The following is a 23,528-nucleotide window of genomic DNA, read 5'->3' on the forward strand; positions in this document are numbered from 1 at the left end:
TCGTAAAGTAAGGAGGGAAACCAAGTGCCAGTCAAAAAGTTTAATCCGACATCGCCAAGCCGTCGTGAGATGACGATGTCTACGTTCGAGGAAGTAACCACGAACGTACCGGAGAAATCCTTGCTTGCACCGCTGTCGAAGCGCGGCGGTCGTAACCACCAAGGTAAGATTACGGTTCGTCACCAAGGCGGCGGACACAAGCGCAAATATCGTATCATCGATTTCAAGCGTAACAAGGACGGCGTACCGGGCAAGGTCGCTCAGATCGAGTACGATCCGAACCGTACCTCTTATATCGCTCTGATCCACTACCTGGATGGCGCGAAGAGCTACATCGTCGCTCCGAAAGGCCTGAAGGTCGGCGATCAAATCGTGTCCGGCGCTGACGCCGACATCAAAGTGGGCAACGCTCTTCCGCTGGAGAACATCCCGGTCGGTACGGTTATCCACAACATCGAGCTGAAGCCGGGCAAGGGCGGACAACTGGTTCGCGCTGCAGGCACCGAAGCTCAACTGCTGGGTAAGGAAGAGACTTATGTCACGATCCGCCTTGCATCCGGCGAGATTCGCCGCATCCTGAAGCAGTGCCGCGCTACGATCGGATCCGTGGGCAACCAAGACCACGAGCTGATCAATATCGGTAAAGCCGGCCGCTCCCGCAACCTCGGCAAACGCCCGGTTGTCCGCGGTGTCGTCATGAACCCGGTCGATCACCCGCACGGCGGTGGCGAAGGCCGCGCTCCAATCGGCCGCAAGTCTCCTCTGTCCCCTTGGGGCAAGCCGACGCTCGGTTACAAGACGCGCAAGAAAAAGAAGGCCTCGAGCCAATACATCGTACGCCGCCGCAAGTAAAGGCGAGTCCATTACGGGCTGAAGGGAGGATTTACCCATGGGTCGCAGCTTAAAGAAAGGCCCGTTCATCGACGGCTATCTGCTGAAGAAAGTCGAAGTGCTGAACGAGTCCAGCAAAAAAGTCGTCATCAAGACGTGGTCGCGTCGCTCGACGATTTTCCCGCAATTCGTAGGTCATACGTTCGCCGTCTACGATGGCCGCAAGCATGTGCCGGTATACGTATCGGAAGACATGGTCGGTCACAAGCTTGGTGAATTCGCGCCTACGCGCACGTACAAAGGCCATACCGCCGATGACAAGAAGACCGGCAAACGATAAATCCTAAGCGCCGGCTTCGTCCGGCGAACGCAACACGGGAGGAGGTACATCGATGGCACAAGAAGCCAAGGCCGTAGCGCGATACATTCGTATCCCGGCCCGCAAAGTCCGTCTGGTCGCAGATCTGATCCGCGGCAAGAAGGTAGGCGACGCAATCGCCATTCTGCGCCACACGCCGCGTTCGGCTTCCCCGATCCTGGAGAAGCTCCTGAACTCCGCAGTGGCTAACGCAGAGCACAACTATCAGCTCGACGTCAACAAGCTGGTTATCAGCGAAGCATTCGTCAACGAAGGTCCGACCCTCAAACGGTTCCAACCCCGTTCGCAGGGCCGCGCGTTCAGCATCTTCAAGCGCTCCAGCCACATCACGCTGGTCGTATCCGAGAAATAAGGAGGGATAACGTGTGGGTCAGAAAGTAAATCCGGTCGGTCTTCGTATCGGCGTCATCCGCGATTGGGAATCCAAGTGGTACGCCGACAAGGACTTCGGCACGCTTCTTATGGAAGATGTCAAAATCCGCGAATTCCTCAAGGCCAAGCTTAAGGACGCATCCGTATCGCGCTTCGAGATCGAACGCGCCGCGAACCGCGTCAACGTCACGATTCATACTGCCAAGCCGGGCATGGTCATCGGCAAGGGCGGTTCCGAAGTAGAAGTTATCCGCGGTCAGCTGACGAAGCTGACGAACGGCAAGAAGGTACACATCAACATCTCCGAGATCAAGACCCCGGAAATGGATGCCATCCTCGTCGCCGAGAGCATCGCGCAACAACTCGAACGCCGTATCTCGTTCCGCCGCGCTATGAAGCAATCGATGCAGCGCACGCTGCGCATGGGCGCCAAGGGTATCAAGACCCTCGTAAGCGGACGTCTGGGCGGCGCCGAAATCGCACGTACGGAAGGCTACAGCGAAGGAACGGTTCCGCTTCACACGCTGCGCGCCGACATCGACTATGGTACGGCTGAAGCGCACACGACCTACGGTCGTATCGGCGTTAAAGTCTGGATCTACCGCGGCGAAGTCCTTCCAGCCAAGAAGAAGAGAGTAGTAGCTGAGGAAGGAGGCAACTAAGCATGTTGGTCCCTAAACGCGTCAAACACCGCAAGCAGCACCGCGGGAAGATGAAGGGCCGTGCCAAGGGCGGTACGGAAGTAAGCTTCGGCGAATTCGGCTTGCAAGCACTGGAGCCTTCGTGGGTGACGAACCGCCAGATCGAATCTGCGCGTATCGCAATGACCCGCTATATCAAGCGTGGCGGTAAGGTATGGATCAAAATCTTCCCGTCCAAGCCGATTACTCAAAAGCCTCTCGAGGTGCGGATGGGTAGCGGTAAAGGTAACGTCGAGAAGTGGGTTGCCGTCGTGAAGCCGGGCAAGATTTTGTTCGAGCTCGCAGGCGTCTCCGAGGAAATCGCACGCGAAGCGATGCGTCTGGCTGCGCACAAGCTGCCGATCAAGACGAAGTTCGTGAAACGCGAAGAACTGGGTGGTGAAGCAAATGAAGGCCAGTGAATTCCGTAACCTTACTTCGGTCGAAATCGAACAGAAGGTTTCCGGCTTCAAGGAAGAGCTGTTCAACCTTCGTTTCCAACTGGCTACCGGCCAACTGGACAACCCGCATCGCATCAGCGAACTGCGGAAAGAGATTGCCCGGGCCAAAACCATTTTGCGCGAGCGTGAACTGGGCATCATCAGCTAATTGCTGAATCGAGCCCAAGACGCCTCCGGGAAGGAGTATTACCATGAGCGAACGCAACAACCGTAAGGTTCAGATCGGCAAAGTCGTTAGCGACAAGATGGACAAAACGATCGTAGTGGCTGTCGAAACGCACAAGAAGCACAGCCTGTACCATAAGCGGATCAAGTACACGAAGAAGTTCAAGGCGCACGACGAGAACAACGAAGCACAAATCGGCGACACCGTGAAGATCATGGAGACCCGCAAGCTGTCCAAGGACAAGAACTGGCGCCTGGTCGAAGTTACCGAGAAAGCCGTTATTCTGTAAGAAACGCCACCTTAGCACCGAAAGGAGGACCTCACGATGATTCAACCGTTTACGAGATTGCGCGTTGCCGACAACTCCGGCGCGAAGGAACTGATGTGTATCCGCGTGCTTGGAGGCACGGGACGTCGCGTCGGTCACATCGGCGATCTGATCGTCGCTTCCGTCAAACAAGCAACACCAGGCGGCGTTGTCAAGAAGGGCGATGTCGTCAAATGCGTAATCGTCCGCACGAAGCGTTCGGTACGCCGTAAAGACGGCTCCTACATCGCGTTCGACGAGAACGCAGCCGTTATCGTCAAGGAAGACAAGAGCCCGCGCGGTACCCGTATCTTCGGGCCAGTCGCACGTGAGCTTCGCGAACGTGATTTCATGAAAATCATTTCTCTGGCACCGGAAGTGCTTTAATCCGGCCGATGTCCATGGAGAAACACTCAAGGAGGTGTACCCATGCCCCGTTTGAAAAAAGTGCTGGAATCGCACAACAATAAGCTTCACGTCAAAAAAGACGATAACGTCATCGTCATCACCGGCAAGGATAAGGGCAAGAAGGGGCGCGTAATCGCCGCTTACCCGCGTCAAAACCGCGTACTGATCGAAGGCGTCAACCTGGTGAAGAAGCACACGCGCCCTTCCCAGACGAACCCGCAAGGCGGCATCATCGAGCAGGAAGCGCCGATTCACGTATCCAACGTCATGCACGTTGATCCGAAGAGCGGCAAGCCTACGCGTATCGGCTACAAGGTGCTGGACAACGGCACAAAAGTTCGCGTCGCGAAGAAGTCCGGCCAAGAAATCGACTAATACGATCCCTGAAAGAAAGGAGGTCACTGTGACACATGGCAGCAAGAATGAAGGAACGTTACAACGCTGAAATCGCGCCTGCACTGGTGCAGAAGTTCAGCTACAAATCGGTCATGCAAGTACCGAAGATCGAGAAGATCGTCATCAACATGGGCGTCGGCGAAGCGGTCTCGAACTCCAAGGTTCTGGACGCAGCGGTCGAAGATCTGCAAAAGATCGCCGGTCAAAAGCCGGTCATCACCCGTGCGAAGAAGTCCATCGCAGGCTTCCGTCTCCGTGAAAACGCGCCGATCGGCGTGAAGGTCACGCTGCGCGGCGACCGCATGTACTACTTCCTCGACAAGCTGTTCAACATCTCGCTTCCTCGCGTACGTGACTTCCGCGGCATCTCGAGCAAATCGTTCGACGGTCGCGGCAACTACACGCTCGGCTTGAAGGAACAACTGATCTTCCCCGAGATCGAATACGACAAGATCGATAAGGTCCGCGGGATGGACATCGTCATCGTCACGACGGCGAATACGGACGAAGAAGCGCGCGAACTGCTGACCCAACTGGGCGCACCGTTCGTGAAGTAACTCCGCCGAGCCTGGCTATCCAAGCCAAGGTACCCTACGGGAGGTGTGAAAGCAAAGTGGCAAAAACGTCGATGAAAATCAAGCAGCAACGTCCGCCGAAGTTCCAAGTTCGGGCTTACACGCGGTGCGAGCGCTGCGGACGTCCGCACTCCGTTCTGCAAAAGTTTAAAATTTGCCGGATTTGTTTCCGCGAGTTGGCATACAAAGGCCAGATTCCTGGCGTTAAAAAAGCGAGCTGGTAATCAGCCTAGTTCGGGAAGGAGGTTTACCCCATGGTTATGTCTGATCCCATTGCAGATATGCTGACGCGCATTCGCAACGCGAATCTCGTCCGCCACGAATCGGTGGAGCTGCCTGCGTCTATGGTCAAAAAGCAAATTGCTGAGATCCTGAAGCGCGAAGGCTTTATCCGCGACGCCGAATACGTTGAAGACAACAAGCAAGGTTTGATCCGCATCTTCTTGAAGTACGGACCGAACAACGAGCGCGTCATCACGGGCCTGAAGCGTATCAGCAAGCCCGGCCTGCGCGTCTACACGAAGTCGAACGAAGTACCGCGCGTACTCGGCGGCCTCGGCATCGCGATCATCTCGACGTCCAAAGGCATCATCACCGACAAGGAAGCCCGTCAAGGGAAAGCCGGCGGCGAAGTCCTTTGCTACGTCTGGTAATTTAAAGCGACAAGTTAGGAGGTGTACCAATGTCCCGTATCGGACGCAAACCCATCCAGGTGCCAAACGGCGTGAACGTGAACCTGGACAACAACGTCATCACGGTCAAGGGCCCCAAGGGCACGCTGAGCCGCACACTGCATAAAGACATGAAGCTGGTTGTCGAAGAAGGCGTCATCAACGTCGAACGTCCTACCGACAACAAAGAACACCGCGCCCTGCACGGCACGACGCGCTCCGTCGTCGCCAACATGGTAAGCGGCGTTACCGAAGGCTTCGCTAAGAACCTTGAGCTTGTCGGCGTCGGTTACCGTGCCAGCAAGCAAGGCGAGAAGCTCGTCCTGAACGTCGGCAAATCGCATCCGGTCGAGTTCGTCGCTGCTAGCGGCATCGAATTCGAAGTGCCTGCTCAGAACCGTATCACGGTTCGCGGCATCGACAAGGAAGCGGTCGGCGCGATCGCAGCGAAGATTCGCGAAGTCCGTCCGCCTGAGCCGTACAAGGGCAAAGGCATCAAGTACGAAGGCGAACGCATTATCCGCAAGGAAGGCAAAGCCGGCAAGAAGAAGTAATGAAAGGCGGCATCGCGCCGCTTAAGATATGGCACTCGGCCGGCACACGGCGATCCGTTGCCTGATGACCGGTCGGATAGCGAAGCGAGAAGGGAGTGAACCCCGGAATGATTACCAAAGGCGATAAGAACAAGGCCCGTCTGAAGCGTCACCTGCGCGTGCGCAAGAAGATCAGCGGCACGAACGAACGTCCGCGCCTCTCCGTGTTCCGTTCTTCCAAGCATATCTATGCGCAGCTGATCGACGACGTCAAGGGCGTGACCCTGGCATCGGCATCCACGCTGGATAAGGAAATCGGCGAGATCGGCAACGGCGGCAGCGTTGAAGCGGCTGCTAAGGTCGGTCAACTGGTTGCAGAACGCGCTAAGGCGAAGGGATACGAGAGCATCGTATTCGACCGCGGCGGTTACCTGTACCACGGACGCATTCAAGCACTGGCGGACGCGGCTCGCGAAGCCGGTCTTCAGTTCTAATATTACGCAAACAAGGAGGTTAACGACTTGCGTGTAGATCCTAATACCCTGGAACTTACCGAAAAAATGGTCCAGATCAACCGCGTTTCCAAAGTCGTCAAGGGCGGCCGTCGCTTTAGCTTCAGCGCACTTGTCGTCGTAGGCGACGGCAAAGGTTGGGTTGGCGCGGGCATCGGCAAAGCCAGCGAAGTGCCGGACGCAATCCGCAAAGGCGTCGATGACGCAAAGAAGAACTTGATTTTCATTCCGCTTGTCGGCAAAACGATTCCGCACGCCGTTACGGGTCACTTCGGCGCCGGCAAAGTGCTGCTGAAGCCGGCATCCGAAGGTACGGGCGTCATCGCGGGCGGTCCTGTCCGCGCTGTACTCGAACTGGCCGGCGTCGGCGATATTTTGACGAAATCGCTGGGTTCCTCCAACTCGATGAACATGATCAACGCGACGTTGGAAGGTCTGTCCCGCCTGAAGCGCGCCGAAGACGTAGCCAAGCTCCGCGGCAAAACCGTGGAAGAGCTGTTGGGTTAAGGAGGGGTTAAAATGGCGAAATTGCAGATCACCCTCAAGCGCAGCTTGATCGGCCGTCCTGAGAACCAACGCCAAACCGTCAAATCGCTGGGCCTCGGCAAAGTGAATTCGACGGTCGTCAAAGAAGACAACGCGGCGATCCGCGGCATGGTTAACACCGTTAGCCACCTGATCACCGTCGAAGAAGTATAAGGCTATATAGCCAAAAGCAAGGCAAATCAATCAAGGAGGTGCGACGAACGATGAAATTGCATGAACTTTCTCCTGCAACTGGATCCAAGTTCAGCCGCAAACGCGTCGGTCGCGGCATCGGCAGCGGCATGGGCAAGACGTCCACGCGCGGTCATAAAGGCCAGAACGCCCGTTCCGGCGGCGGCGTACGCCCCGGCTTCGAAGGCGGTCAAAACCCGTTGTACCGCAGACTTCCGAAGCGCGGCTTCAACAACGACCGTTTTGCTACGGAATACGCGATTGTTAACCTGGATCAACTGAGCGGATTCGCGGCCGGCACGGAAGTAACGCCGGAACTGCTGCTCTCCGAAGGGATCGTAAAGAACCCTAAGGACGGCATCAAGATTCTGGGCAACGGCGAGCTGACTGCAGCTATCTCCGTAAAAGCCCACAAGTTCTCCAAATCCGCTGCTGAAAAAATCCAGGCCGCCGGCGGTAACTCCGAGGTGATCTAATGTTCGCTACCGTGAGCAACATCTGGAAGGTCGAGGACCTTCGCAAGAGGATCCTATTCACGCTTTTCATACTGCTCGTCTATCGCGTCGGCTCCTTTGTCCCGGTGCCGAACATCGACAAGAGCGTGCTGGAACAGGCCAATCAGCAAGGTAACGAGCTGTTCGGCCTGCTCAATACGTTCTCGGGCGGCGCGCTTTTCCAATTCTCCATCTTCGCGCTCGGGATCATGCCGTATATCACGGCGTCGATCATCGTGCAGCTCCTCTCCATGGATGTTATTCCGAAGCTTGCGGAGTGGGCGAAAGAAGGCGAGATCGGCAAGCGCAAGTCGGCGCAGTTGACCCGTTACCTAACGATTGTCCTCGGTTTGATCCAAGCTTTCGCGACCTCGATCGGCTTTAACCGTATCTATAGCGCGAAGATGGTCATCGATCCGTCGCCGGCGACCTATATCTTGATCGCCATCGTGCTTACGGCCGGTACGGCCTTCCTGATGTGGCTCGGCGAGCAGATCAACGAGAAGGGCATCGGCAACGGCATTTCCATTCTGATGTTCGCGGCGATCGTCTCCCGAATTCCGACGTATATCCAAGAGATCTATCAGGACCAATTCGTGAACGGCGACCAGATCTTCTGGGCCGTCCTGAAGATGGTCATCATCCTGATCGTGATCCTGTTGATCATTGTCGGCGTTATCTTCGTCCAGCAGGGCGTACGCAAGATTCCGGTCCAATACGCCAAGCGCGTAGTCGGCCAGAAGATGTATGGCGGCCAATCGACGCATATCCCGCTCAAGGTTAACGGCGCGGGCGTCATCCCCGTCATCTTCGCTTCGTCGCTCCTGATGTTCCCGATCACAATCGCCCAATTCTGGGCCGGTCACACTTGGGCCAACTGGATCATCAACAACCTGTACTACAACAAGCCGCTCGGTATGGTATTCTATATCTTGCTGATTGTTGGGTTTACCTTCTTCTACACGTTCGTGCAGTTCAATCCGCAACAGCTCGCGGACAACATGAAGAAGAACGGCGGCTACATCCCAGGCATTCGTCCGGGCAAGCCGACGGCAGGCTATCTGATGAGAGTCATTACCCGCATCACCCTCGCCGGGGCGCTGTTCCTGGCTGTCATCTCGATCCTTCCCGTTATCTTCGGTTCTGCCTTCGGTCTTCCGAAGTCGGTTCAGTTGGGCGGCACGTCGCTGCTGATCGTTATCGGCGTCGCGCTTGAGACGATGAAGCAGGTCGAGAGCAACCTGATCAAGCGTCACTACAAGGGGTTCATCAATAAGTAAGCTGCTTCAAAATGAGGGACATTCAGGAGGTACGGCAATGAACATCCTGTTTATGGGTCCTCCTGGGGCCGGCAAAGGCACGCAGGCGGAACGCATCGTCGATTCGTTCGGCGTGCCGCACATCTCGACCGGCGACGCATTCCGTCTGGCGATGAAGGAAGGCACCGCGCTTGGCGTCGAAGCCAAGAAGTACGTGGACCAAGGCCTCCTCGTTCCGGACGAAGTCACCAACGGCATCGTCAAGGACCGACTGTCCCTGGCCGACTGCGACAAGGGATTCCTGCTCGACGGCTTCCCCCGCACGCTGGCGCAGGCCGAAGCGCTTGACGAGATTCTCGCCGGACTCGGCAAGAAGATCGATCATGTCGTGAACCTGAAGGTTGATCGCGATCGTTTGCTCGCGCGCCTGACGGGCAGACGGATCTGCCGGACCTGCGGCGCTACGTATCACGTTCTGTTCAATCCGCCCAAAGTTGAGGGCGTGTGCGACAAGGATGGCGGAGAGTTGTATCAGCGCTCCGACGATACGGAGGAGAAGGTCGGCACCCGGCTGGATGAATACACGAGCAAGACGGCTCCGCTGCTTGCCTACTATGAAGGCAAAGGGCTGCTCCGAGAAGTGGACGGGGAGAAGGACATCGACGCGGTTACGGCCGATATTTCCTCCCTCCTCAGAGGGTAACCGGCCATGATCGTGTGCAAGTCCGAATCGGAACTGAACTTGATGAGACGGGCCGGAGAGATCGTCGCCAAGACGCATCAGCTAATGAAAGAAGCTGTGCGTCCGGGCGTGACGACCGCCGAGCTTGACCGGATCGCCGACACGTACATCCGCAGCCAGGACGCGGTTCCGTCTTTCAAAGGCTATAACGGTTTTCCATCCAGCATTTGCGCATCGGTCAACGAAGAACTGGTGCACGGCTTTCCCGGTCCCCGGGTGCTTCAAGAGGGCGATATCATCAGCATCGACATCGGCGCGCAGTACAAAGGCTACCATGGCGATTCCGCCTGGACGTACGGCGTCGGCACCATCTCCGCGGACGCGCAGCGTCTGCTCGAGGTGACCGAAGCCTCGCTGTATGCTGGCCTTGCGCTTGTGAAGCCCGATGTCAGGCTGTTCACGGTGTCACACGGCATCCAGAAGGTGATCGAAGAGGCGGGCATGTCGGTCGTGCGGGAATACGTCGGACACGGCGTTGGACGCGAACTTCACGAAGAGCCGCAGATTCCCAACTACGGCGTGCCCGACAGAGGGCCGCGTCTGAAGCCGGGCATGGTGCTCGCCATCGAACCGATGGTGAACCTGGGCTCGCGCTACGTGCGGACCCTCTCGGACAACTGGACGGTCGTGACGGTGGACGGCTCGCTGTGCGCGCACTTTGAGCACACCATCGCCGTAACCGAGGACGGGTTCGAGATTCTGACCCGTGCGGAAGACTAGGCGACAGCCATGACGGAGACGCCATCGCTGTCGCCCGGGGAAGTCGTGAGGAGCCGCCGCGGCAAAGACGAAGGTCAGCTCGCGGTGGTCATCGCCCTAGCCGACGAACGATTCGCGATCGTCGCGGACGGCGACAAGCGCCGGTTCGACCGGCCGAAGCGCAAAAACGTGCTGCATCTCGAATCGGTCGGCATCGTGAGCGACGAAGTCGCAAGCAGCATTCGGGACACCGGACGCGTGACCAACGGCAAGCTTAGGCATACCGTCGTCACTGCCATGAGGCGGCTCGAAGCGCATGCTGAAGAGAAAGGAGAATGACGGTGGCCAAAGAGGACGTAATCGAAGTGGAAGGCGTGGTCGTCGAACCGCTGCCGAACGCAATGTTCAGAGTGAAGCTCGAGAACGGCCATGAGATTCTGGCTCATGTCTCAGGCAAGCTGCGGATGCACTTTATCCGGATCCTGACTGGCGACAAGGTCGTGATCCAGCTCTCGCCGTATGATCTAACGCGAGGCCGCATCACTTACCGCAAATAGTTCTTCCGGTCTACCGAACCACACGTGACGGCAGCATGACGCGCATAGGCGCATCAGCGCCGCCGCACACTTTAGGAGGCTATTACCATGAAGGTGAGACCATCGGTCAAACCCATTTGCGAAAAATGCAAAGTTATTCGCCGCAAGGGTAACGTAATGGTTATCTGCGAAAATCCGAAGCACAAACAAAAACAAGGCTAAGAGGAGGTGCTCCTAACATATGGCACGTATTAGTGGTGTTGACCTCCCGCGCGACAAGCGCGTGGAAATCGCCCTGACGTACATCTTCGGGATCGGCAAGACGACGTCCCAGAAGCTTCTTGCTACGGCAGAAATCAACCCCGACACTCGCGTCCGCGATCTGACCGAAGACGAGCTCGCTCGTCTGCGCGATGCGATCGACAAGACGCAAAAGGTCGAGGGCGACCTGCGCCGCGAGATCGCGCTGAACATCAAGCGCCTGATCGAAATCGGCTGCTACCGCGGTGTCCGTCACCGTCGCGGCCTGCCTGTCCGCGGCCAACGTACGAAAACGAACGCCCGCACGCGCAAAGGTCCGCGTCGTACGGTAGCGAACAAGAAGAAGTAAGAAGGGAGGATAAATCAGCATGGCACAAAAAGGCAAGAAGGTTGTCCGCACGAAACGCCGCGATCGGAAAAACGTCGAGTCCGGCGTTGCGCACGTTCGCTCGACGTTCAACAACACGATCGTTACGATCACGGATCCGCACGGCAACGCGATCTCCTGGGCCAGCTCCGGCAACATGGGCTTCAAAGGCTCGCGTAAGAGCACGCCGTTCGCTGCGCAAATGGCTGCCGAGACGGCTGCCCGCGCCGCGATGGAACACGGCATGCGCGCTGTCGAAGTCATGGTCAAGGGTCCTGGCGCCGGCCGCGAAGCCGCGATCCGTTCCCTGCAAGCTGCAGGTCTTGAAGTCAGCATGATCAAAGACGTAACGCCGATCCCTCACAACGGCTGCCGTCCTCCGAAGCGTCGCCGCGTATAATATGCGCCACTATGTGGTATCAAACAAAAACAACTTGTGAATAATGGTTGTAATGGTTAGGCATACTACATGGTTTGCCCAATTCGGTTATACTGGTTGAGGGACTGTACGTCATCCCGGATGACCGGACGGGGCGAACAAACGGCAACGTCAGCAACGCAGCGACGTTTTGAAGGAGGGTTTGGTTGTGATTGTGATCGAGAAGCCAAAGATCGAATCGGTGGAGATTCAAGAAGACAAGAGGTACGGACGCTTCGTGGTAGAACCGCTCGAACGCGGCTATGGCATGACGCTCGGCAACTCCCTTCGCCGGATTCTGCTGTCGTCTCTGCCAGGCGCCGCCGTCATATCGGTTCAGATCGATGGCGTGCTTCATGAATTCTCCACCATTCCTGGCGTGATTGAGGACGTCACCGAGATCATCCTCAATCTCAAGCGTCTCTCCCTGAAGATTCATTCGGATGAGGAGAAAGTGCTGGAGATTGATGCTGAAGGCGAGGGCATCATCACGGCTGGAGACATTCGGGCAGATAGCGACGTGGAGATCCTTAATCCGGATCTGCATATCGCCACGCTGGCTTCCGGTGCGCGTCTTCACATGCGCATCTTCGCCAGACAGGGACGCGGCTACGTCCCGGCGGATCGCAACAAGAAGGAAGATCAGCCGATCGGCGTCATTCCGATCGATTCGATCTACACGCCGATTACCCGCGTTAACTACAAGGTCGAGAATACCCGCGTCGGTCAAGTAACCAACTACGACAAGCTCACGCTTGAAGTATGGACCGACGGCAGCATCCGGCCCGAAGAAGCGGTCAGTCTGGGCGCCAAGATCCTGACGGATCACTTGTCGCTGTTCGTCGGCCTTACGGACGAAGCCAAGGATACCGAGACGATGAAGGAGAAGGAAGAGGACAAGAAGGAGAAAGTGCTCGAGATGACCATCGAAGAGCTCGATCTCTCCGTTCGTTCCTACAACTGCCTGAAGCGCGCCGGTATCAACACAGTTCAAGAGCTGATCACCAAGACCGAAGAAGACATGATGAAGGTCCGCAACCTGGGCCGCAAGTCTTTGGAGGAAGTACAGGAGAAGCTCGAAGAACTCGGTCTCGGTCTTCGCTTCGAAGAATAGAAGACCTGACAAGACCGCATCAAGCGACAAGGAGGGAATAACAGATGGCATACCAGAAACTGAGTCGTGATTCGAGCTCGCGGAAGGCGCTCTTCCGTGACCTGGTCACCGACCTGTTCCTTTACGAACGTATCCAAACGACGGAAGCGAAAGCAAAAGAAGTTCGCTCCATCGCCGAGAAGCTGATCACGCTGGCAAAGCGCGGCGACCTGCACGCGCGTCGTCAAGTGGCGGCATTCGTGCGCCGCGAGACGCTGAACGGCGAGCAGGACGCGATCCAAAAGCTGTTCTCCGATCTCGCACCGCGTTACGCGGAGCGCGCAGGCGGCTACACGCGCATCCTGAAGCTCGGACCTCGCCGGGGCGATTCGGCTCCAATGGTGTATCTCGAGCTCGTCGACCGCGCTTAAATCCCGCGGATCCAGCGCATCGGTTTCGACCTCTTCCAAGATGAGAAGCCGTTGCGCGGCGTTAACGGCTTCGCCCTCCTTCGGGAGGCGCGCGTCCGTTCACGCGGAGGAATTCCAAGCTCAAATAGCCTACGGCGAACAGGGCTTTGAATTCAAAAAAGGATGGACCGAATGCTACCCTTTCGGCACATCCTTTTTTTGTGTCACAAGGAGGAATGGCGCATGCGCAACATCGCGCTTCTCGTGAGCTACGACGGCACGGGCTACTACGGCTTCCAGAGTCAGCCCGGCGGCAATACGGTGCAGGACAAGATCGAAGAGGCGATTCGTATGCTTTCCGGCGAGCGCGTCAAGCTGACGGGCTCGGGTCGCACCGATGCCGGCGTGCACGCGCTCGGACAGGTCGCTAATTTTCAGACGACGTCAAGCATTCCGGCTGAACGCTGGGCGATCGCGCTGAATTCCCGGCTGCCGGACGATATCGTCGTGCATGCGGCCGTCGAGGTCGACATGGATTTTCATGCCAGGCGCTGCGCCGTAGGCAAGACCTACCGCTACTCGATCAATTCCTTCCGTTTCCCGGACGTATTCGCCCGGCAGCGCGTCTTCCATCATCCGGCACCGCTCAACTTTGCCGCGATGCGCGAAGGGCTGCAGCATCTGCTGGGCGAGCACGATTTTACGTCCTTCACTTCGCCGCTTTCCACCAAGCCGCATCATGTACGTACGCTTTACGAAGCTTCCTTGCATGTGGATACGGCTGCAAATGGCAGCGAGGCGGCAGGAAGAGGCGTCGCGCATATTACGGTTACGGGGAACGGATTTCTTTATAACATGGTCCGCATCATCACCGGGACGATCCTGCAGGTCGGAGAAGGCAAGCGGAAGCCGCAAGAGATCGCCGACATTCTCGCCGCCAAGAACCGGGCAAGGAGCGGTCCGACGGCCGTGCCTTACGGTCTGACGATGTGCAGCGTGGCGTATGGGCCCGAGTGGGGATTGAACTGGCAACCGCCTTATAATTAATGCGTTAAAATGCATGAATTAGTATTGCGGCGCCCAGGAATATCATGTACAATAGTCATTGTGTGTTCTTCATGGCTTCCCACGGCCCCGATGAAGAATACGCCAAGCGGCCTGTCGCGCGCCGCGCGTTCTCCTTCCCGAAGATAGAGGCGCAGAAGCGGACGATCGCAACATTTGCATTTCCCGACCGATACGCAATTGACGAGGCCTATAGGCCGATCACGGATAAGAGCAGGATTGAAGGAGGAAGTAACATGCGCACAACGTACATGGCGAAGACGAACGAAGTTGAACGCAAGTGGCATGTCATCGACGCTGAAGGCAAGACGCTGGGTCGTCTGGCTACCGAAGCCGCAGCGCTGATCCGCGGCAAGCACAAGCCGGAATTCACGCCGCATGTCGATACGGGCGATTTCGTCATCGTCATCAACGCGGAGAAGATTGTCCTCACGGGCAAGAAGCTTCAACAAAAGAAATACTACACGCACTCGCACTACCCGGGCGGTCTTAAGACGACGACGGCTGGCGATATGATCGCCAAGAAGCCGGCTCGTATCATCGAGCTTGCCGTTTACGGCATGCTGCCGAAGAACAAGCTCGGACATCAACTTCAAACGAAGCTGAAGGTATACGCTGGCGCTGAGCATCCGCACCAAGCACAACAACCTGAAGTTTACGAACTTCGCGGTTAATCGAGAGGGAGGACCTACCAATGGCTCAAGTGCAATATATCGGAACTGGCCGACGCAAGCATTCGGTAGCGCGCGTACGTCTCGTGCCCGGCGAAGGCCGCATCGTGATCAACAAGCGCGACATTAACGAGTACTTCGGTCTGGAGACGCTCAAGCTGATTGTTAAGCAACCGTTGAACCTGACCGAGACCGCTGGCAAGTACGACATCATCGTACTGGCTAACGGCGGCGGAATCGCTGGCCAAGCAGGCGCGATCCGTCACGGCATTTCCCGTGCTCTTCTGAAGGCTGATCCGGAGCTTCGCGGCTCCCTGAAGAAAGCCGGATTCCTGACGCGCGATCCGCGTATGAAGGAACGTAAGAAGTACGGCCTCAAGGCTGCACGCCGTGCGCCTCAGTTCTCCAAGCGTTAATCTATGTTTTCAAGCCTCGACGGCTTCTTCGGACGACGTCGGGGCTTTTTTATGCCGATTTTATTCTTGTATATTCCGATCAGGAAGCGTATAATTTTTTAGACTAAAGCATCGAATTGCATCACCTACTTGTCAACAGGGGGTAGTGAAAATGAATTTGCTTGAGAAAGAAGCGCTGATCCGCGAGAAAGCGGAAGAATTCGAGCATGCTTCTCCGGAGACCGTGATCCGTTGGGCAGTTGAGACGTTCCCTAACATTACGTTTGCCTGCAGCTTCGGCGCAGAGGACGTCGTGCTGGTTGATATGCTTCAGAAAATCAGCCCGAAAACCGATATTTTTTACCTGGATACCGACTTCCACTTTAAAGAAACGTACGAGACCCGCGACAAGCTCGCGGCTTATTATAACCTGGAGTTCGTTCGCGTCAGCCCGCTCATTACGCCTGAAGATCAAGTAGCACAGCACGGCCCAGAGCTTTGGAAGGCTGATGCCAATGCGTGCTGCAATATTCGCAAGGTCGAGCCTCTGACCCGCATTTTGGGTCAATACGAAGCATGGATCACCGGGATTCGCCGCGATCAAGCGCCGACGCGCGCCAACGCGAAGAAGGTCGAATACGACACCAAGTTTGGTCTGGTCAAGTTCAACCCGATCGCTTCCTGGACGAACGATGACGTATGGAACTACATTCGTTCCAACAACATTATTTATAACGCGCTTCACGACAACTATTATCCGAGCATCGGTTGCGAGTATTGCACGCGCCAAGTCATGCCGGGCGAAGACCCGCGCGCTGGACGTTGGGCAGGTCAAGAGAAGACCGAGTGCGGTCTGCACAAATAAGCGGCCTTACGAGAGGAGCAGCTACATCTAATGAGTACGATTCAGCCGCATGGCGGCACTTTGATCAACCGCGTGCTTGAAGGAGCCGCCAGGGACGAACTGTTGGCTCAAGCGAGCGGCTTCAAGTCAATAAAGGTCAACGCATGGACGATCTCGGACCTTGATCTCATCGGCGTCGGCGCTTTCAGCCCGCTGACAGGCTTTTTGAACGAGCAGGATTACAAGAGCGTCGTCGACACCATGCGTCTGGCGGACGGCACGGTATGGAGCATTCCGATCACGCTGACGGTGACCGAGGAGCAGGCGGCCGGTCTGGCTATCGGCGATCGCGCGGCGCTGGTAGGCGAACAGGATGGCGTCGTATACGGCGTCGTCGATATTGAGAGCATCTACACGCCGGACAAGAAGCATGAAGCCGTGCAAGTGTTCAAGACGGACGATCTGGAGCATCCCGGCGTCGTCAAGCTGATGGAGCGTCCGAACGTCTATGTCGGCGGACCGGTACAGGTGCTGAACCGTCCGCAACCGGAGAAGTTCGGCGAATATTACTTCGACCCGGCCGAGACCCGGCGGATCTTCGCCGAAAAAGGCTGGCGCACGGTTGTCGGCTTCCAGACGCGCAACCCGGTTCACCGCGCGCACGAGTACATTCAGAAGTGTGCGATGGAGATCGTCGACGCGCTTTTCCTGAACCCGCTTGTAGGCGAGACGAAGTCCGACGACGTGCCGGCTAACGTTCGTATGCATTCTTATGTGGCCTTGCTTGAGAATTATTACCCGAAGGATCGCGTATTCCTAGGCGTATTCCCGGCAGCGATGCGTTATGCAGGTCCGCGCGAGGCCATTTTCCATGCGATGGTCCGCAAGAATTACGGCTGCTCCCACTTTATCGTTGGCCGCGACCATGCCGGCGTAGGCGACTACTACGGCACGTACGAGGCGCAGGATTTGCTCAAGACTTTTTCGGCGGACGAGCTCGGCATTACGCCGCTGTACTTCGAGCACAGCTTCTTTTGCAAAAAGTGCGGCAACATGGCTTCGAGCAAGACTTGCCCGCACGGCAAGGAAGAGCATCTGACGCTGTCCGGCACGAAGGTGCGCGCGCTGCTGCGCGACGGCATCTGCCCGCCGCCTGAGTTTTCCAGACCCGAGGTTGCCAAGATCCTGATCGAAGGCATGTCGGCATCCGCCGAGACGGCCGCCCGTTAAGGACGATCATAAATAACCACCCTGTCCCATAAGATGTAGCGTACATCAAATGGACAGGGTGGTTTTTATTATGCGGCAGAACGAGCGGCAGCGTCATTCGGGCAGCAAGCATTCAAAAAGAATCATCGTTTGGATCACCCGCAAGGGAGCGGTCCGTCTCGCGGCCGTGGCAGGGCTTGTCGCGCTTCTCAGCATTTTGCTATGGGCGGAGATCCCCGCGCTGGAGACTGGCGGTCAGGGCTATCTAAAGACGCCGCTCACAGGAAAAACGATCGTACTGGATGCGGGACACGGCGGCGTGGACGGAGGCGCGGTGAGCCGCGACGGCGTGATCGAAAAAGATATCAATATGGCGCTCGTGCTGCAGCTGCGCGATTACTTGCAACAGGCGGGAGCCATCGTCTATTTAACGCGCGAGGGCGATCATGATCTGGCGGATTCGGGCGTTAAGGGATATTCCAAACGCAAAACCCAGGACTTGCTCAACCGGACCGCATTCATAACCGGCAAACGTCCGGACATCGCGCTAACGATTCATATGAACAGTGTACCTTCGGCCAAATGGTCCGGCGCTCAGACGTTTTATTTCCCATCCAACACGGAGGGCGGACGGCTCGCGACACTGGTGCAAGCCGAGATCCGGGAGTCTGTGGGCAATACGAACCGCGTAGCGCTTACCAAGGATAACGTTTACCTGTTGAAAGCGTTAAAGATGCCGACGGCACTCGTCGAGGTCGGATTTCTGTCCAATCCAGGCGAATCGCGGCTGCTCGCGGGCGAGGGATATCAAACGAAAGTAGCGGCAGCCCTCTATAGAGGCATACTCCGGTACGTAGAAGGAGAGGGAAAATCCGCAGCTCCCCAAGCGATCCATTAGCTACCGACTTGGAGACTTTGCCGGTCGCCTGTCCGATACACATTCGCCTGGTGCGATTGTGCTATAATAGACACTCAAGATAACGCGCAACGGTTGGAGGTTGGAAACGCGAATGGCAACGAGAGAAGAAGTGATCGAGGCGCTAAAGGGGCTTGAAGAGCCAACCTTGAAGCAGCCTCTTGCTCGTTTGGGATTGCTTAGAGACATCGTCGTCCGCGACACTGGGATCTCGCTGACGGCCGTGCTCCATCCGGACAGCATCGCTACTGCGTCACGACTTGAATCCGAGATCGTGATGGCATTGACCGCCATCCATGCGGGCAAGCCTCATGTGCGGATTCGGCCGATGACGGAGCATGAGCAGAGTGAAGCGCAATCGCGCCGCGAAGGCGGGCAAGCCGAGGCTGCGGCAGCGGCCGGAACGAAGAAAGAGGCTGCGCCGGTCAAAGGACACAGCGCAGGCATGGAACAACATCCGCTGCTTAGTCCCGACAGCGAGGTTGTATCGATCGCGATTGCGAGCGGCAAGGGCGGCGTAGGCAAGTCCACGGTGACGGTGAATCTGGCTGTCGCGCTGGCACGACGCGGCAAGCGAGTCGGATTGATCGATGGCGATATTTACGGTTTTAGCGTGCCGGACATGATGGGGATTGAAGAACGGCCGGAGCAGGTCGGCGACAAAATTATGCCGATCGAGCGGTTCGGCGTCAAGGTCATCTCGATGGGCTTCTTTGTCGAAGACAACAGCCCGATTGTCTGGCGCGGCCCGATGCTCGGCAGGATGCTGCGCAACTTTTTTGCCGATATCGCTTGGGGCGAGCTCGATTACCTGCTGCTTGACCTGCCGCCGGGCACGGGCGACATCGCGCTGGACGTGCATCAGATGCTGCCCAAGAGCAAAGAGATCATCGTGACGACGCCTCATGCGACCGCTGCTTTCGTCGCTGCGCGGGCCGGCGCGATGGCGATCAAGACCGAGCACGAGATCCTCGGCGTTGTCGAGAACATGGCTTGGTACGAAAAAAACGGTGAGCGGGATTACGTGTTCGGAAGAGGAGGCGGCGGCATGCTGGCCGACACGCTCCGTACGTCGCTGCTCACTCAATTTCCCCTGGGAGCACCAGATAATCACCCTTCGGAGCCCGACTATTCCCCTTCCGTATACAAGGCGGACCATCCGACAGGTCGAGAATATCTCGCGCTCGCGGATGAAGTCATCGCCCGCTGCGGCAAATAAGACGGACAAAACAACCGCCGGCGCTCATGCACCGACGGTTGTTTTCTTTTTCTTCGCTATTGCCCGCCACTGCCGCCGCCGGATTGCTGGTCGCCGCCGCTTTCACCGCCGCTTTGACCTCCGCTTTCGCCGCCGCCGCTCCCGGACTCGCCTTTAGATTGCTCGGGCTTCGGCGTAAGCTCTTCCTTCACGACATCTTGCAAGATCTTCATGAGCTCCAGCTTGAACACCGGATTCTGGATCGCTTCGCCGACGGCGCTCATCATCTGCTTCCGATATTCGGCCGTCTTGGTCGTTTCGAATAGCACGGTTTTCATGTCCCCGGTTTTAAACACATTCCCGAGTTCTTGCTGATAAGTCGGATCCTTGAGCAAATCCTTATGGATTTGCTTGTTGTCCTTGCTGACAGCCTTGGCAAACTCGCCCGCGAACTTCGTGTCGGTCATGATTTCGCGAAGCACCTTCGAATAATTGGAAGAGGTCAGCACGTCCTTTACGGCCGTCCGAATCTGTTCTTGGTCGGAGGGGGTCAAGGATTGCGCGTGCAGCGAGCTGGTTCCGTACTTTTCCGTCGATGCTTTGTTCAGTGCTTCTTGCGCTTCCTGGGAGCCCAGGATGTCGATCACCATCGATTTGACGTCTTTATAGCTCATCTGCTCGCTGCTGGCGCTGGATTCCGGACCGCAGGAAGAGAGCAGGATGACGGCCGTCAGGGCAAGGCCGGTCCACCACAAGCGAAGCCGCATAATGCGATCATCACCCTTTCCGGGAATTTGATCGTAGTATGCGACTTCGGCGGGTCGATTATAAGGAAGACTTCATGGCTTTTTGGGACGGACATGGTAAAATGTTTTTGTACTGACGGGGGAGGAATACAATTGAATTTGCGCAAATGGATGACCTTGTTCGGCACGACGATTCTCATCGGCGGCGGGGCCGCTTTGATTACCGGCGTGATCATGATGGTATGCGATCCGAACTTTCAAATCGGAGGCGCAAAAGGCTGGACGTTTAACGTGATTATGATGGCGCTGGCAGGCCTTTCGTTCGGCGCGTTTGCGCATATGGGCTTTTTTGCGTACCTGATGCTCAATTACATTGCCCGAAGCATTATCAAGCGTCCGTACCTGTGGGTAGCGCTTCAAGGCTTTGTCGCGTTATTTGTGCTGGCGGAGATTGTTTACTGGACGCACGATAGCGAGTTTCCGCCCGCCGCTTTTTGGATCGTGCCGCTGCTGCTGTTGGTCGGTGCGCTTGCAGTCGCCTGGCGCAAGGTGAAGGAGACGACGGCCGGCGCCTGGATTCCGACTTTGTTTTTCATGATCGCCGTAACGACGATCGAAGGCTTGCCCGGATTTCGGTCAGGCGGGCTTTGGACGCAGCTGACGTTTACGCTCGTTCCGATTTTCGTGTGCAACGCTTATCAGATTTTGCGCTTGCACCATATTTTAAGCGTTCCGCGCGCGGCGCAGAAGCTTGAGGCCGAAGCGGGCAGCCACTAGCGCTTCATCGGCAATCAAGCGACTTGGTTCCATGTCTGCTTGTCCTGGACGCTTTGCCCTTTGGTGTCCGTTTGACTCATTAATTGGGACACGGTTACGAATTCATAGCCTTTGGCGCGGAGCTGATCGATAATTTGCGGCAGCGCTTCATGCGTCTGCAGGCAAGAGTCGCTCGCATGCAGCAAAATAATATCCCCTGGGTGAGCCTTGGTTACGACGCGTTGCACGATTGCGTTTACACCGGGATTTTTCCAATCAAGCGAGTCTGTATCCCACTGAATGACCTTGTAGTTCAAGTCTTCAGCGATTCTTAATACCCGTTTGTCGAAGTCGCCGTTCGGCATTCGGATCAGGTTCGGGCTTTTACCGGTTTGATCGGAGAGCATCCCATGGGCGGTCTGGATCTGTTTGCGAATTTCATCGTCGCTCAATTGGCTGTAGTTCACATGCTTATGACCATGGCTGCCGATCTCGTAGCCGCCGTCCACGATGTTCTGGACGATGTCCGGATGCGTCTTGCTCCAGGGCGAAGACAGGAAAAACGTTACGTTCTTCACGTTCTTCTCTTTTAGAATGTCCAAAATCGGCTGCGCTCTTTTATCGCCCCAGCTGATATCGAAGGTCAGCGCGACAATCTTGCGGTCCGTCGGTACGCTATATACGGCGGCCGGCGGATGCGGGGCGAATACGGTGATGTTATCCCTTTCCGTCCAGATCACCCCCGCAGACAGCAGTACGGCGAGCGTGAGGAAGAAGTACCGCTTGATGCGGCGGCCGCTCCATACGTAAAAGTAATTCATGATTCCGATCCCCTCTCGATTAGAAGTTAGAATAAGGCTTGGACGCTACAGCTTGTTCTAATTGCAATGTATGCTTGACCCATAGCAAGTTATGATAAGGGAGCGAAGGGGAGATTCGATTTGATCAAAAAAATGCTTCGGCAAGCGTGGACGGACGTCAAGCCTTACTTCTGGGCGGCAGCCGTCATTTTTTTTGCCGGCCTGTTCGCCGGTGCCATGTCGAATGGAGACATCGCTTGGCTGGATAAGCAGCTTCAAAGCATAAGCGACATTGCGAAGAAGGCTAATGCATCGGACAATGTAAGCCTTTCGATGTTCTGGCTCATTCTCGTAAACAATCTCGTAGCTACAGCGTTCGCGATGTACCTCGGCATTGCGGCGTGCATCATGCCCTTATTTACGCTGGGGGTAAACGGACTCGTAATGGGGTATTTGTTCGGACAAATGGCGAATGAAGGCGCAAATCTTTGGTCGGTAATCGTGCGGGGGATACTGCCGCATGGCATTCTGGAGCTTCCGGCTATTTTTCTCGCTTGCGCATACGGCATTCTGCTCGGCGTTCGTTTGATGCAGGGGATCGGACGTTCTTTGACGGGCAAAACCAAGCCTTGGGCAAGATTCGCCGAAGCGATGAAAGGCTCGGTAGCGATCTATGCCGTTGTAGCGCTATTGCTTCTCGTGGCGGCGGTCATCGAGAGCACGCTGACGCTGTATCTCGTGAAGTCCTGATTTTTTACAGCGTCCCCTGTCATAATTCAGGCTGAATTGGTGCATAACAGTAAAACGCTTAAAGGCGGATTGCCGCAACGCGATGCTGGGATTGCACAGGAGGCCAACCGTAGGATGCTGGGAATGATGTTCACCGATAAGGAATGCAGAGAGCTGGATTATATGCTCCGCAAGGAACTTGACGAGATGCTGCTCGATCTGGGCGACCGGAGAATGGAAGGCCCGGTGAAGGAAGCGATCTTTAAACGCTACAAGACGATTTTTAGAATGTATGCGAGAATTGCGGCGCCCAGAGAGCTCTCGAGATACGCTTCGGGGCTTCGCAATCAACGCTCCTGAAGCGCCGTAATACGCAGTTATAAAAGATAGAAAAAAGTGGAATAAAAAGGTTGACGATATACGACGTAATGTGATAAATTATCTAACGCCCCTCCTGAAGGGGAGAGCGGACAAGCACTGCAGCGAAGAAGAAGATGAGGATTTACAAATCTTACAAGTTGCAATGTCTGGGCTCGCTGTGATATATTATAAAAGTCGCCATTGCGAGGAAATATTGCAAGCGACGAACGAGATTGCTCCTTGAAAACTGAACATCGAGCGTTAAAACAAACGGACGCTGAAGCCTTTCGGGGTGGAAGCAAAAGTTATACCAGCAATGAAATGAGCAAGTCAAGCTTACCTTTATGGAGAGTTTGATCCTGGCTCAGGACGAACGCTGGCGGCGTGCCTAATACATGCAAGTCGAGCGGATCTTGTTTAGAAGCTTGCTTCTGAACTTGGTTAGCGGCGGACGGGTGAGTAACACGTAGGCAACCTGCCCTGAAGACCGGGATAACATTCGGAAACGAATGCTAAGACCGGATAGGCAACGAGGTCGCATGATCTTGTTGA

The 23,528-nt window shown here is 56.2% G+C and carries 39 protein-coding genes and 1 rRNA gene; 38 read left to right on the forward strand and 2 right to left on the reverse strand.

The genetic code is table 11. The features are described 5' to 3' along the window. Nucleotides 1-24 precede the first annotated feature (24 nt). The 34 genes from rplB to ACFSR7_RS21455 all read left to right on the forward strand — a co-directional run bounded on the left by rplB (nucleotide 25) and on the right by ACFSR7_RS21455 (nucleotide 19,606). Nucleotides 25-852: a 50S ribosomal protein L2 gene (gene rplB, locus ACFSR7_RS21290; protein ID WP_378123698.1), complete on the forward strand. Its 828-nt coding sequence runs from the start codon at nucleotides 25-27 to the stop codon at nucleotides 850-852. Between the two features lie 37 nt (nucleotides 853-889). After that, complete coding sequence (gene rpsS, locus ACFSR7_RS21295) at nucleotides 890-1,171, forward strand: 30S ribosomal protein S19 (protein WP_271754045.1); 282 nt, start codon at nucleotides 890-892, stop codon at nucleotides 1,169-1,171. A gap of 52 nt (nucleotides 1,172-1,223) precedes the next feature. Then, on the forward strand, nucleotides 1,224-1,562 hold the full coding sequence (gene rplV, locus ACFSR7_RS21300) for a 50S ribosomal protein L22 (protein ID WP_090117911.1): 339 nt from the start codon (nucleotides 1,224-1,226) through the stop codon (nucleotides 1,560-1,562). A 13-nt stretch (nucleotides 1,563-1,575) separates the two neighbouring features. Continuing rightward, a complete protein-coding gene (rpsC, locus tag ACFSR7_RS21305) occupies nucleotides 1,576-2,244 on the forward strand; it encodes a 30S ribosomal protein S3 (protein WP_090117910.1) in 669 nt (222 codons plus the stop codon). 2 nt (nucleotides 2,245-2,246) lie between these two features. Next, nucleotides 2,247-2,684 carry a 50S ribosomal protein L16 gene (gene rplP / locus ACFSR7_RS21310; protein ID WP_282906475.1) on the forward strand — a complete coding sequence of 146 codons (438 nt, stop codon included), beginning with the start codon at nucleotides 2,247-2,249 and terminating at the stop codon, nucleotides 2,682-2,684. Continuing rightward, nucleotides 2,671-2,871, forward strand: a complete 201-nt coding sequence (rpmC, locus tag ACFSR7_RS21315; protein ID WP_090117908.1) for a 50S ribosomal protein L29 — start codon at nucleotides 2,671-2,673, stop codon at nucleotides 2,869-2,871. Before rplP ends, rpmC begins: the two co-directional genes overlap by 14 nt. A 43-nt stretch (nucleotides 2,872-2,914) precedes the next feature. Further along, on the forward strand, nucleotides 2,915-3,178 hold the full coding sequence (gene rpsQ / locus ACFSR7_RS21320; RefSeq protein ID WP_282906476.1) for a 30S ribosomal protein S17: 264 nt from the start codon (nucleotides 2,915-2,917) through the stop codon (nucleotides 3,176-3,178). Nucleotides 3,179-3,214: 36 nt separating this feature from the next. Further along, entirely contained in the window at nucleotides 3,215-3,583 is a 369-nt protein-coding gene (rplN, locus tag ACFSR7_RS21325; protein ID WP_090117906.1) for a 50S ribosomal protein L14, read from the forward strand. Between the two features lie 42 nt (nucleotides 3,584-3,625). Next, nucleotides 3,626-3,979 (forward strand): 50S ribosomal protein L24, encoded by a 354-nt coding sequence (gene rplX, locus ACFSR7_RS21330; protein WP_090117905.1) that lies wholly within the window; start codon nucleotides 3,626-3,628, stop codon nucleotides 3,977-3,979. Nucleotides 3,980-4,014: 35 nt separating this feature from the next. Continuing rightward, nucleotides 4,015-4,557 (forward strand): 50S ribosomal protein L5, encoded by a 543-nt coding sequence (gene rplE / locus ACFSR7_RS21335; protein WP_282906477.1) that lies wholly within the window; start codon nucleotides 4,015-4,017, stop codon nucleotides 4,555-4,557. Between the two features lie 56 nt (nucleotides 4,558-4,613). After that, nucleotides 4,614-4,799, forward strand: coding sequence for a type Z 30S ribosomal protein S14 (locus ACFSR7_RS21340; protein WP_090117903.1), 186 nt, complete (start codon nucleotides 4,614-4,616; stop codon nucleotides 4,797-4,799). Between the two features lie 30 nt (nucleotides 4,800-4,829). Beyond that, on the forward strand, nucleotides 4,830-5,228 hold the full coding sequence (rpsH, locus tag ACFSR7_RS21345) for a 30S ribosomal protein S8 (RefSeq protein ID WP_378165085.1): 399 nt from the start codon (nucleotides 4,830-4,832) through the stop codon (nucleotides 5,226-5,228). Nucleotides 5,229-5,257: 29 nt separating this feature from the next. After that, nucleotides 5,258-5,800 carry a 50S ribosomal protein L6 gene (gene rplF, locus ACFSR7_RS21350; protein ID WP_378123700.1) on the forward strand — a complete coding sequence of 181 codons (543 nt, stop codon included), beginning with the start codon at nucleotides 5,258-5,260 and terminating at the stop codon, nucleotides 5,798-5,800. Nucleotides 5,801-5,907: 107 nt separating this feature from the next. Next, nucleotides 5,908-6,273 carry a 50S ribosomal protein L18 gene (gene rplR / locus ACFSR7_RS21355; RefSeq protein ID WP_217597976.1) on the forward strand — a complete coding sequence of 122 codons (366 nt, stop codon included), beginning with the start codon at nucleotides 5,908-5,910 and terminating at the stop codon, nucleotides 6,271-6,273. A gap of 27 nt (nucleotides 6,274-6,300) precedes the next feature. Then, nucleotides 6,301-6,798 (forward strand): 30S ribosomal protein S5, encoded by a 498-nt coding sequence (gene rpsE, locus ACFSR7_RS21360; RefSeq protein WP_090117899.1) that lies wholly within the window; start codon nucleotides 6,301-6,303, stop codon nucleotides 6,796-6,798. Between the two features lie 12 nt (nucleotides 6,799-6,810). Beyond that, nucleotides 6,811-6,990: a 50S ribosomal protein L30 gene (gene rpmD / locus ACFSR7_RS21365; RefSeq protein WP_090117898.1), complete on the forward strand. Its 180-nt coding sequence runs from the start codon at nucleotides 6,811-6,813 to the stop codon at nucleotides 6,988-6,990. Between the two features lie 50 nt (nucleotides 6,991-7,040). Next, entirely contained in the window at nucleotides 7,041-7,484 is a 444-nt protein-coding gene (gene rplO / locus ACFSR7_RS21370; protein ID WP_090117897.1) for a 50S ribosomal protein L15, read from the forward strand. After that, complete coding sequence (gene secY, locus ACFSR7_RS21375; RefSeq protein ID WP_378123702.1) at nucleotides 7,484-8,782, forward strand: preprotein translocase subunit SecY; 1,299 nt, start codon at nucleotides 7,484-7,486, stop codon at nucleotides 8,780-8,782. The genes rplO and secY overlap by 1 nt, the downstream gene beginning before the upstream one ends. A gap of 37 nt (nucleotides 8,783-8,819) precedes the next feature. Then, the gene (locus tag ACFSR7_RS21380) at nucleotides 8,820-9,464 is read left to right on the forward strand and encodes an adenylate kinase (RefSeq protein ID WP_271754058.1); all 645 of its coding nucleotides are present in this window, start codon (nucleotides 8,820-8,822) and stop codon (nucleotides 9,462-9,464) included. A 6-nt stretch (nucleotides 9,465-9,470) separates the two neighbouring features. After that, a complete protein-coding gene (gene map / locus ACFSR7_RS21385; protein WP_378123703.1) occupies nucleotides 9,471-10,223 on the forward strand; it encodes a type I methionyl aminopeptidase in 753 nt (250 codons plus the stop codon). 9 nt (nucleotides 10,224-10,232) lie between these two features. Then, complete coding sequence (locus tag ACFSR7_RS21390; protein ID WP_378165088.1) at nucleotides 10,233-10,541, forward strand: hypothetical protein; 309 nt, start codon at nucleotides 10,233-10,235, stop codon at nucleotides 10,539-10,541. 2 nt (nucleotides 10,542-10,543) lie between these two features. Continuing rightward, nucleotides 10,544-10,759 (forward strand): translation initiation factor IF-1, encoded by a 216-nt coding sequence (infA, locus tag ACFSR7_RS21395; RefSeq protein WP_090117962.1) that lies wholly within the window; start codon nucleotides 10,544-10,546, stop codon nucleotides 10,757-10,759. Nucleotides 10,760-10,846: 87 nt separating this feature from the next. Next, complete coding sequence (rpmJ, locus tag ACFSR7_RS21400) at nucleotides 10,847-10,960, forward strand: 50S ribosomal protein L36 (protein ID WP_003333770.1); 114 nt, start codon at nucleotides 10,847-10,849, stop codon at nucleotides 10,958-10,960. Nucleotides 10,961-10,979: 19 nt separating this feature from the next. Beyond that, on the forward strand, nucleotides 10,980-11,348 hold the full coding sequence (gene rpsM, locus ACFSR7_RS21405) for a 30S ribosomal protein S13 (RefSeq protein ID WP_090117892.1): 369 nt from the start codon (nucleotides 10,980-10,982) through the stop codon (nucleotides 11,346-11,348). A 19-nt stretch (nucleotides 11,349-11,367) separates the two neighbouring features. After that, nucleotides 11,368-11,766: a 30S ribosomal protein S11 gene (gene rpsK, locus ACFSR7_RS21410; RefSeq protein WP_217598039.1), complete on the forward strand. Its 399-nt coding sequence runs from the start codon at nucleotides 11,368-11,370 to the stop codon at nucleotides 11,764-11,766. Nucleotides 11,767-11,953: 187 nt separating this feature from the next. Further along, nucleotides 11,954-12,898, forward strand: a complete 945-nt coding sequence (locus ACFSR7_RS21415) for a DNA-directed RNA polymerase subunit alpha (protein WP_271754068.1) — start codon at nucleotides 11,954-11,956, stop codon at nucleotides 12,896-12,898. A 44-nt stretch (nucleotides 12,899-12,942) separates the two neighbouring features. Beyond that, nucleotides 12,943-13,308, forward strand: a complete 366-nt coding sequence (gene rplQ, locus ACFSR7_RS21420; RefSeq protein WP_090117889.1) for a 50S ribosomal protein L17 — start codon at nucleotides 12,943-12,945, stop codon at nucleotides 13,306-13,308. 222 nt (nucleotides 13,309-13,530) lie between these two features. Then, a complete protein-coding gene (gene truA, locus ACFSR7_RS21425; RefSeq protein WP_378165091.1) occupies nucleotides 13,531-14,334 on the forward strand; it encodes a tRNA pseudouridine(38-40) synthase TruA in 804 nt (267 codons plus the stop codon). Between the two features lie 254 nt (nucleotides 14,335-14,588). Next, complete coding sequence (gene rplM, locus ACFSR7_RS21430; protein ID WP_378123707.1) at nucleotides 14,589-15,026, forward strand: 50S ribosomal protein L13; 438 nt, start codon at nucleotides 14,589-14,591, stop codon at nucleotides 15,024-15,026. 20 nt (nucleotides 15,027-15,046) lie between these two features. Further along, complete coding sequence (rpsI, locus tag ACFSR7_RS21435; RefSeq protein WP_217597898.1) at nucleotides 15,047-15,439, forward strand: 30S ribosomal protein S9; 393 nt, start codon at nucleotides 15,047-15,049, stop codon at nucleotides 15,437-15,439. A 151-nt stretch (nucleotides 15,440-15,590) separates the two neighbouring features. Further along, nucleotides 15,591-16,283, forward strand: a complete 693-nt coding sequence (locus tag ACFSR7_RS21440; RefSeq protein WP_378165093.1) for a phosphoadenylyl-sulfate reductase — start codon at nucleotides 15,591-15,593, stop codon at nucleotides 16,281-16,283. Between the two features lie 30 nt (nucleotides 16,284-16,313). Then, nucleotides 16,314-17,492, forward strand: a complete 1,179-nt coding sequence (sat, locus tag ACFSR7_RS21445) for a sulfate adenylyltransferase (RefSeq protein ID WP_378165095.1) — start codon at nucleotides 16,314-16,316, stop codon at nucleotides 17,490-17,492. A gap of 70 nt (nucleotides 17,493-17,562) precedes the next feature. Beyond that, nucleotides 17,563-18,369: an N-acetylmuramoyl-L-alanine amidase CwlD gene (cwlD, locus tag ACFSR7_RS21450; RefSeq protein WP_378165097.1), complete on the forward strand. Its 807-nt coding sequence runs from the start codon at nucleotides 17,563-17,565 to the stop codon at nucleotides 18,367-18,369. A 112-nt stretch (nucleotides 18,370-18,481) separates the two neighbouring features. Then, nucleotides 18,482-19,606, forward strand: a complete 1,125-nt coding sequence (locus ACFSR7_RS21455) for a P-loop NTPase (protein ID WP_378165099.1) — start codon at nucleotides 18,482-18,484, stop codon at nucleotides 19,604-19,606. 56 nt (nucleotides 19,607-19,662) lie between these two features. On the opposite strand, the gene gerD is transcribed toward ACFSR7_RS21455, so the two are convergent. Next, entirely contained in the window at nucleotides 19,663-20,352 is a 690-nt protein-coding gene (gerD, locus tag ACFSR7_RS21460) for a spore germination lipoprotein GerD (RefSeq protein WP_378165101.1), read from the reverse strand. A 132-nt stretch (nucleotides 20,353-20,484) separates the two neighbouring features. Here gerD and ACFSR7_RS21465 point away from each other — a divergent pair, with 132 nt between their 5' ends. Next, on the forward strand, nucleotides 20,485-21,108 hold the full coding sequence (locus tag ACFSR7_RS21465) for a KinB-signaling pathway activation protein (protein WP_378165103.1): 624 nt from the start codon (nucleotides 20,485-20,487) through the stop codon (nucleotides 21,106-21,108). Between the two features lie 14 nt (nucleotides 21,109-21,122). Here the strand turns inward: ACFSR7_RS21465 and pdaB are convergent, their stop codons facing one another. Then, a complete protein-coding gene (gene pdaB / locus ACFSR7_RS21470) occupies nucleotides 21,123-21,908 on the reverse strand; it encodes a polysaccharide deacetylase family sporulation protein PdaB (RefSeq protein WP_378165105.1) in 786 nt (261 codons plus the stop codon). A 120-nt stretch (nucleotides 21,909-22,028) separates the two neighbouring features. Between pdaB and ACFSR7_RS21475 the strand changes: the two genes are divergently transcribed. From ACFSR7_RS21475 to ACFSR7_RS21485, 3 genes are all read left to right on the forward strand, one after another. Continuing rightward, nucleotides 22,029-22,637, forward strand: coding sequence for a stage II sporulation protein M (locus tag ACFSR7_RS21475; RefSeq protein ID WP_378165107.1), 609 nt, complete (start codon nucleotides 22,029-22,031; stop codon nucleotides 22,635-22,637). 114 nt (nucleotides 22,638-22,751) lie between these two features. Further along, nucleotides 22,752-22,976 (forward strand): hypothetical protein, encoded by a 225-nt coding sequence (locus ACFSR7_RS21480; protein WP_217597906.1) that lies wholly within the window; start codon nucleotides 22,752-22,754, stop codon nucleotides 22,974-22,976. A 341-nt stretch (nucleotides 22,977-23,317) separates the two neighbouring features. After that, nucleotides 23,318-23,528: ribosomal RNA gene (locus tag ACFSR7_RS21485) — 16S ribosomal RNA — on the forward strand; the annotation flags it as partial.

Source organism: Cohnella sp. GCM10020058 (assembly GCF_042683485.1).
Classification (GTDB): domain Bacteria; phylum Bacillota; class Bacilli; order Paenibacillales; family Paenibacillaceae; genus Cohnella.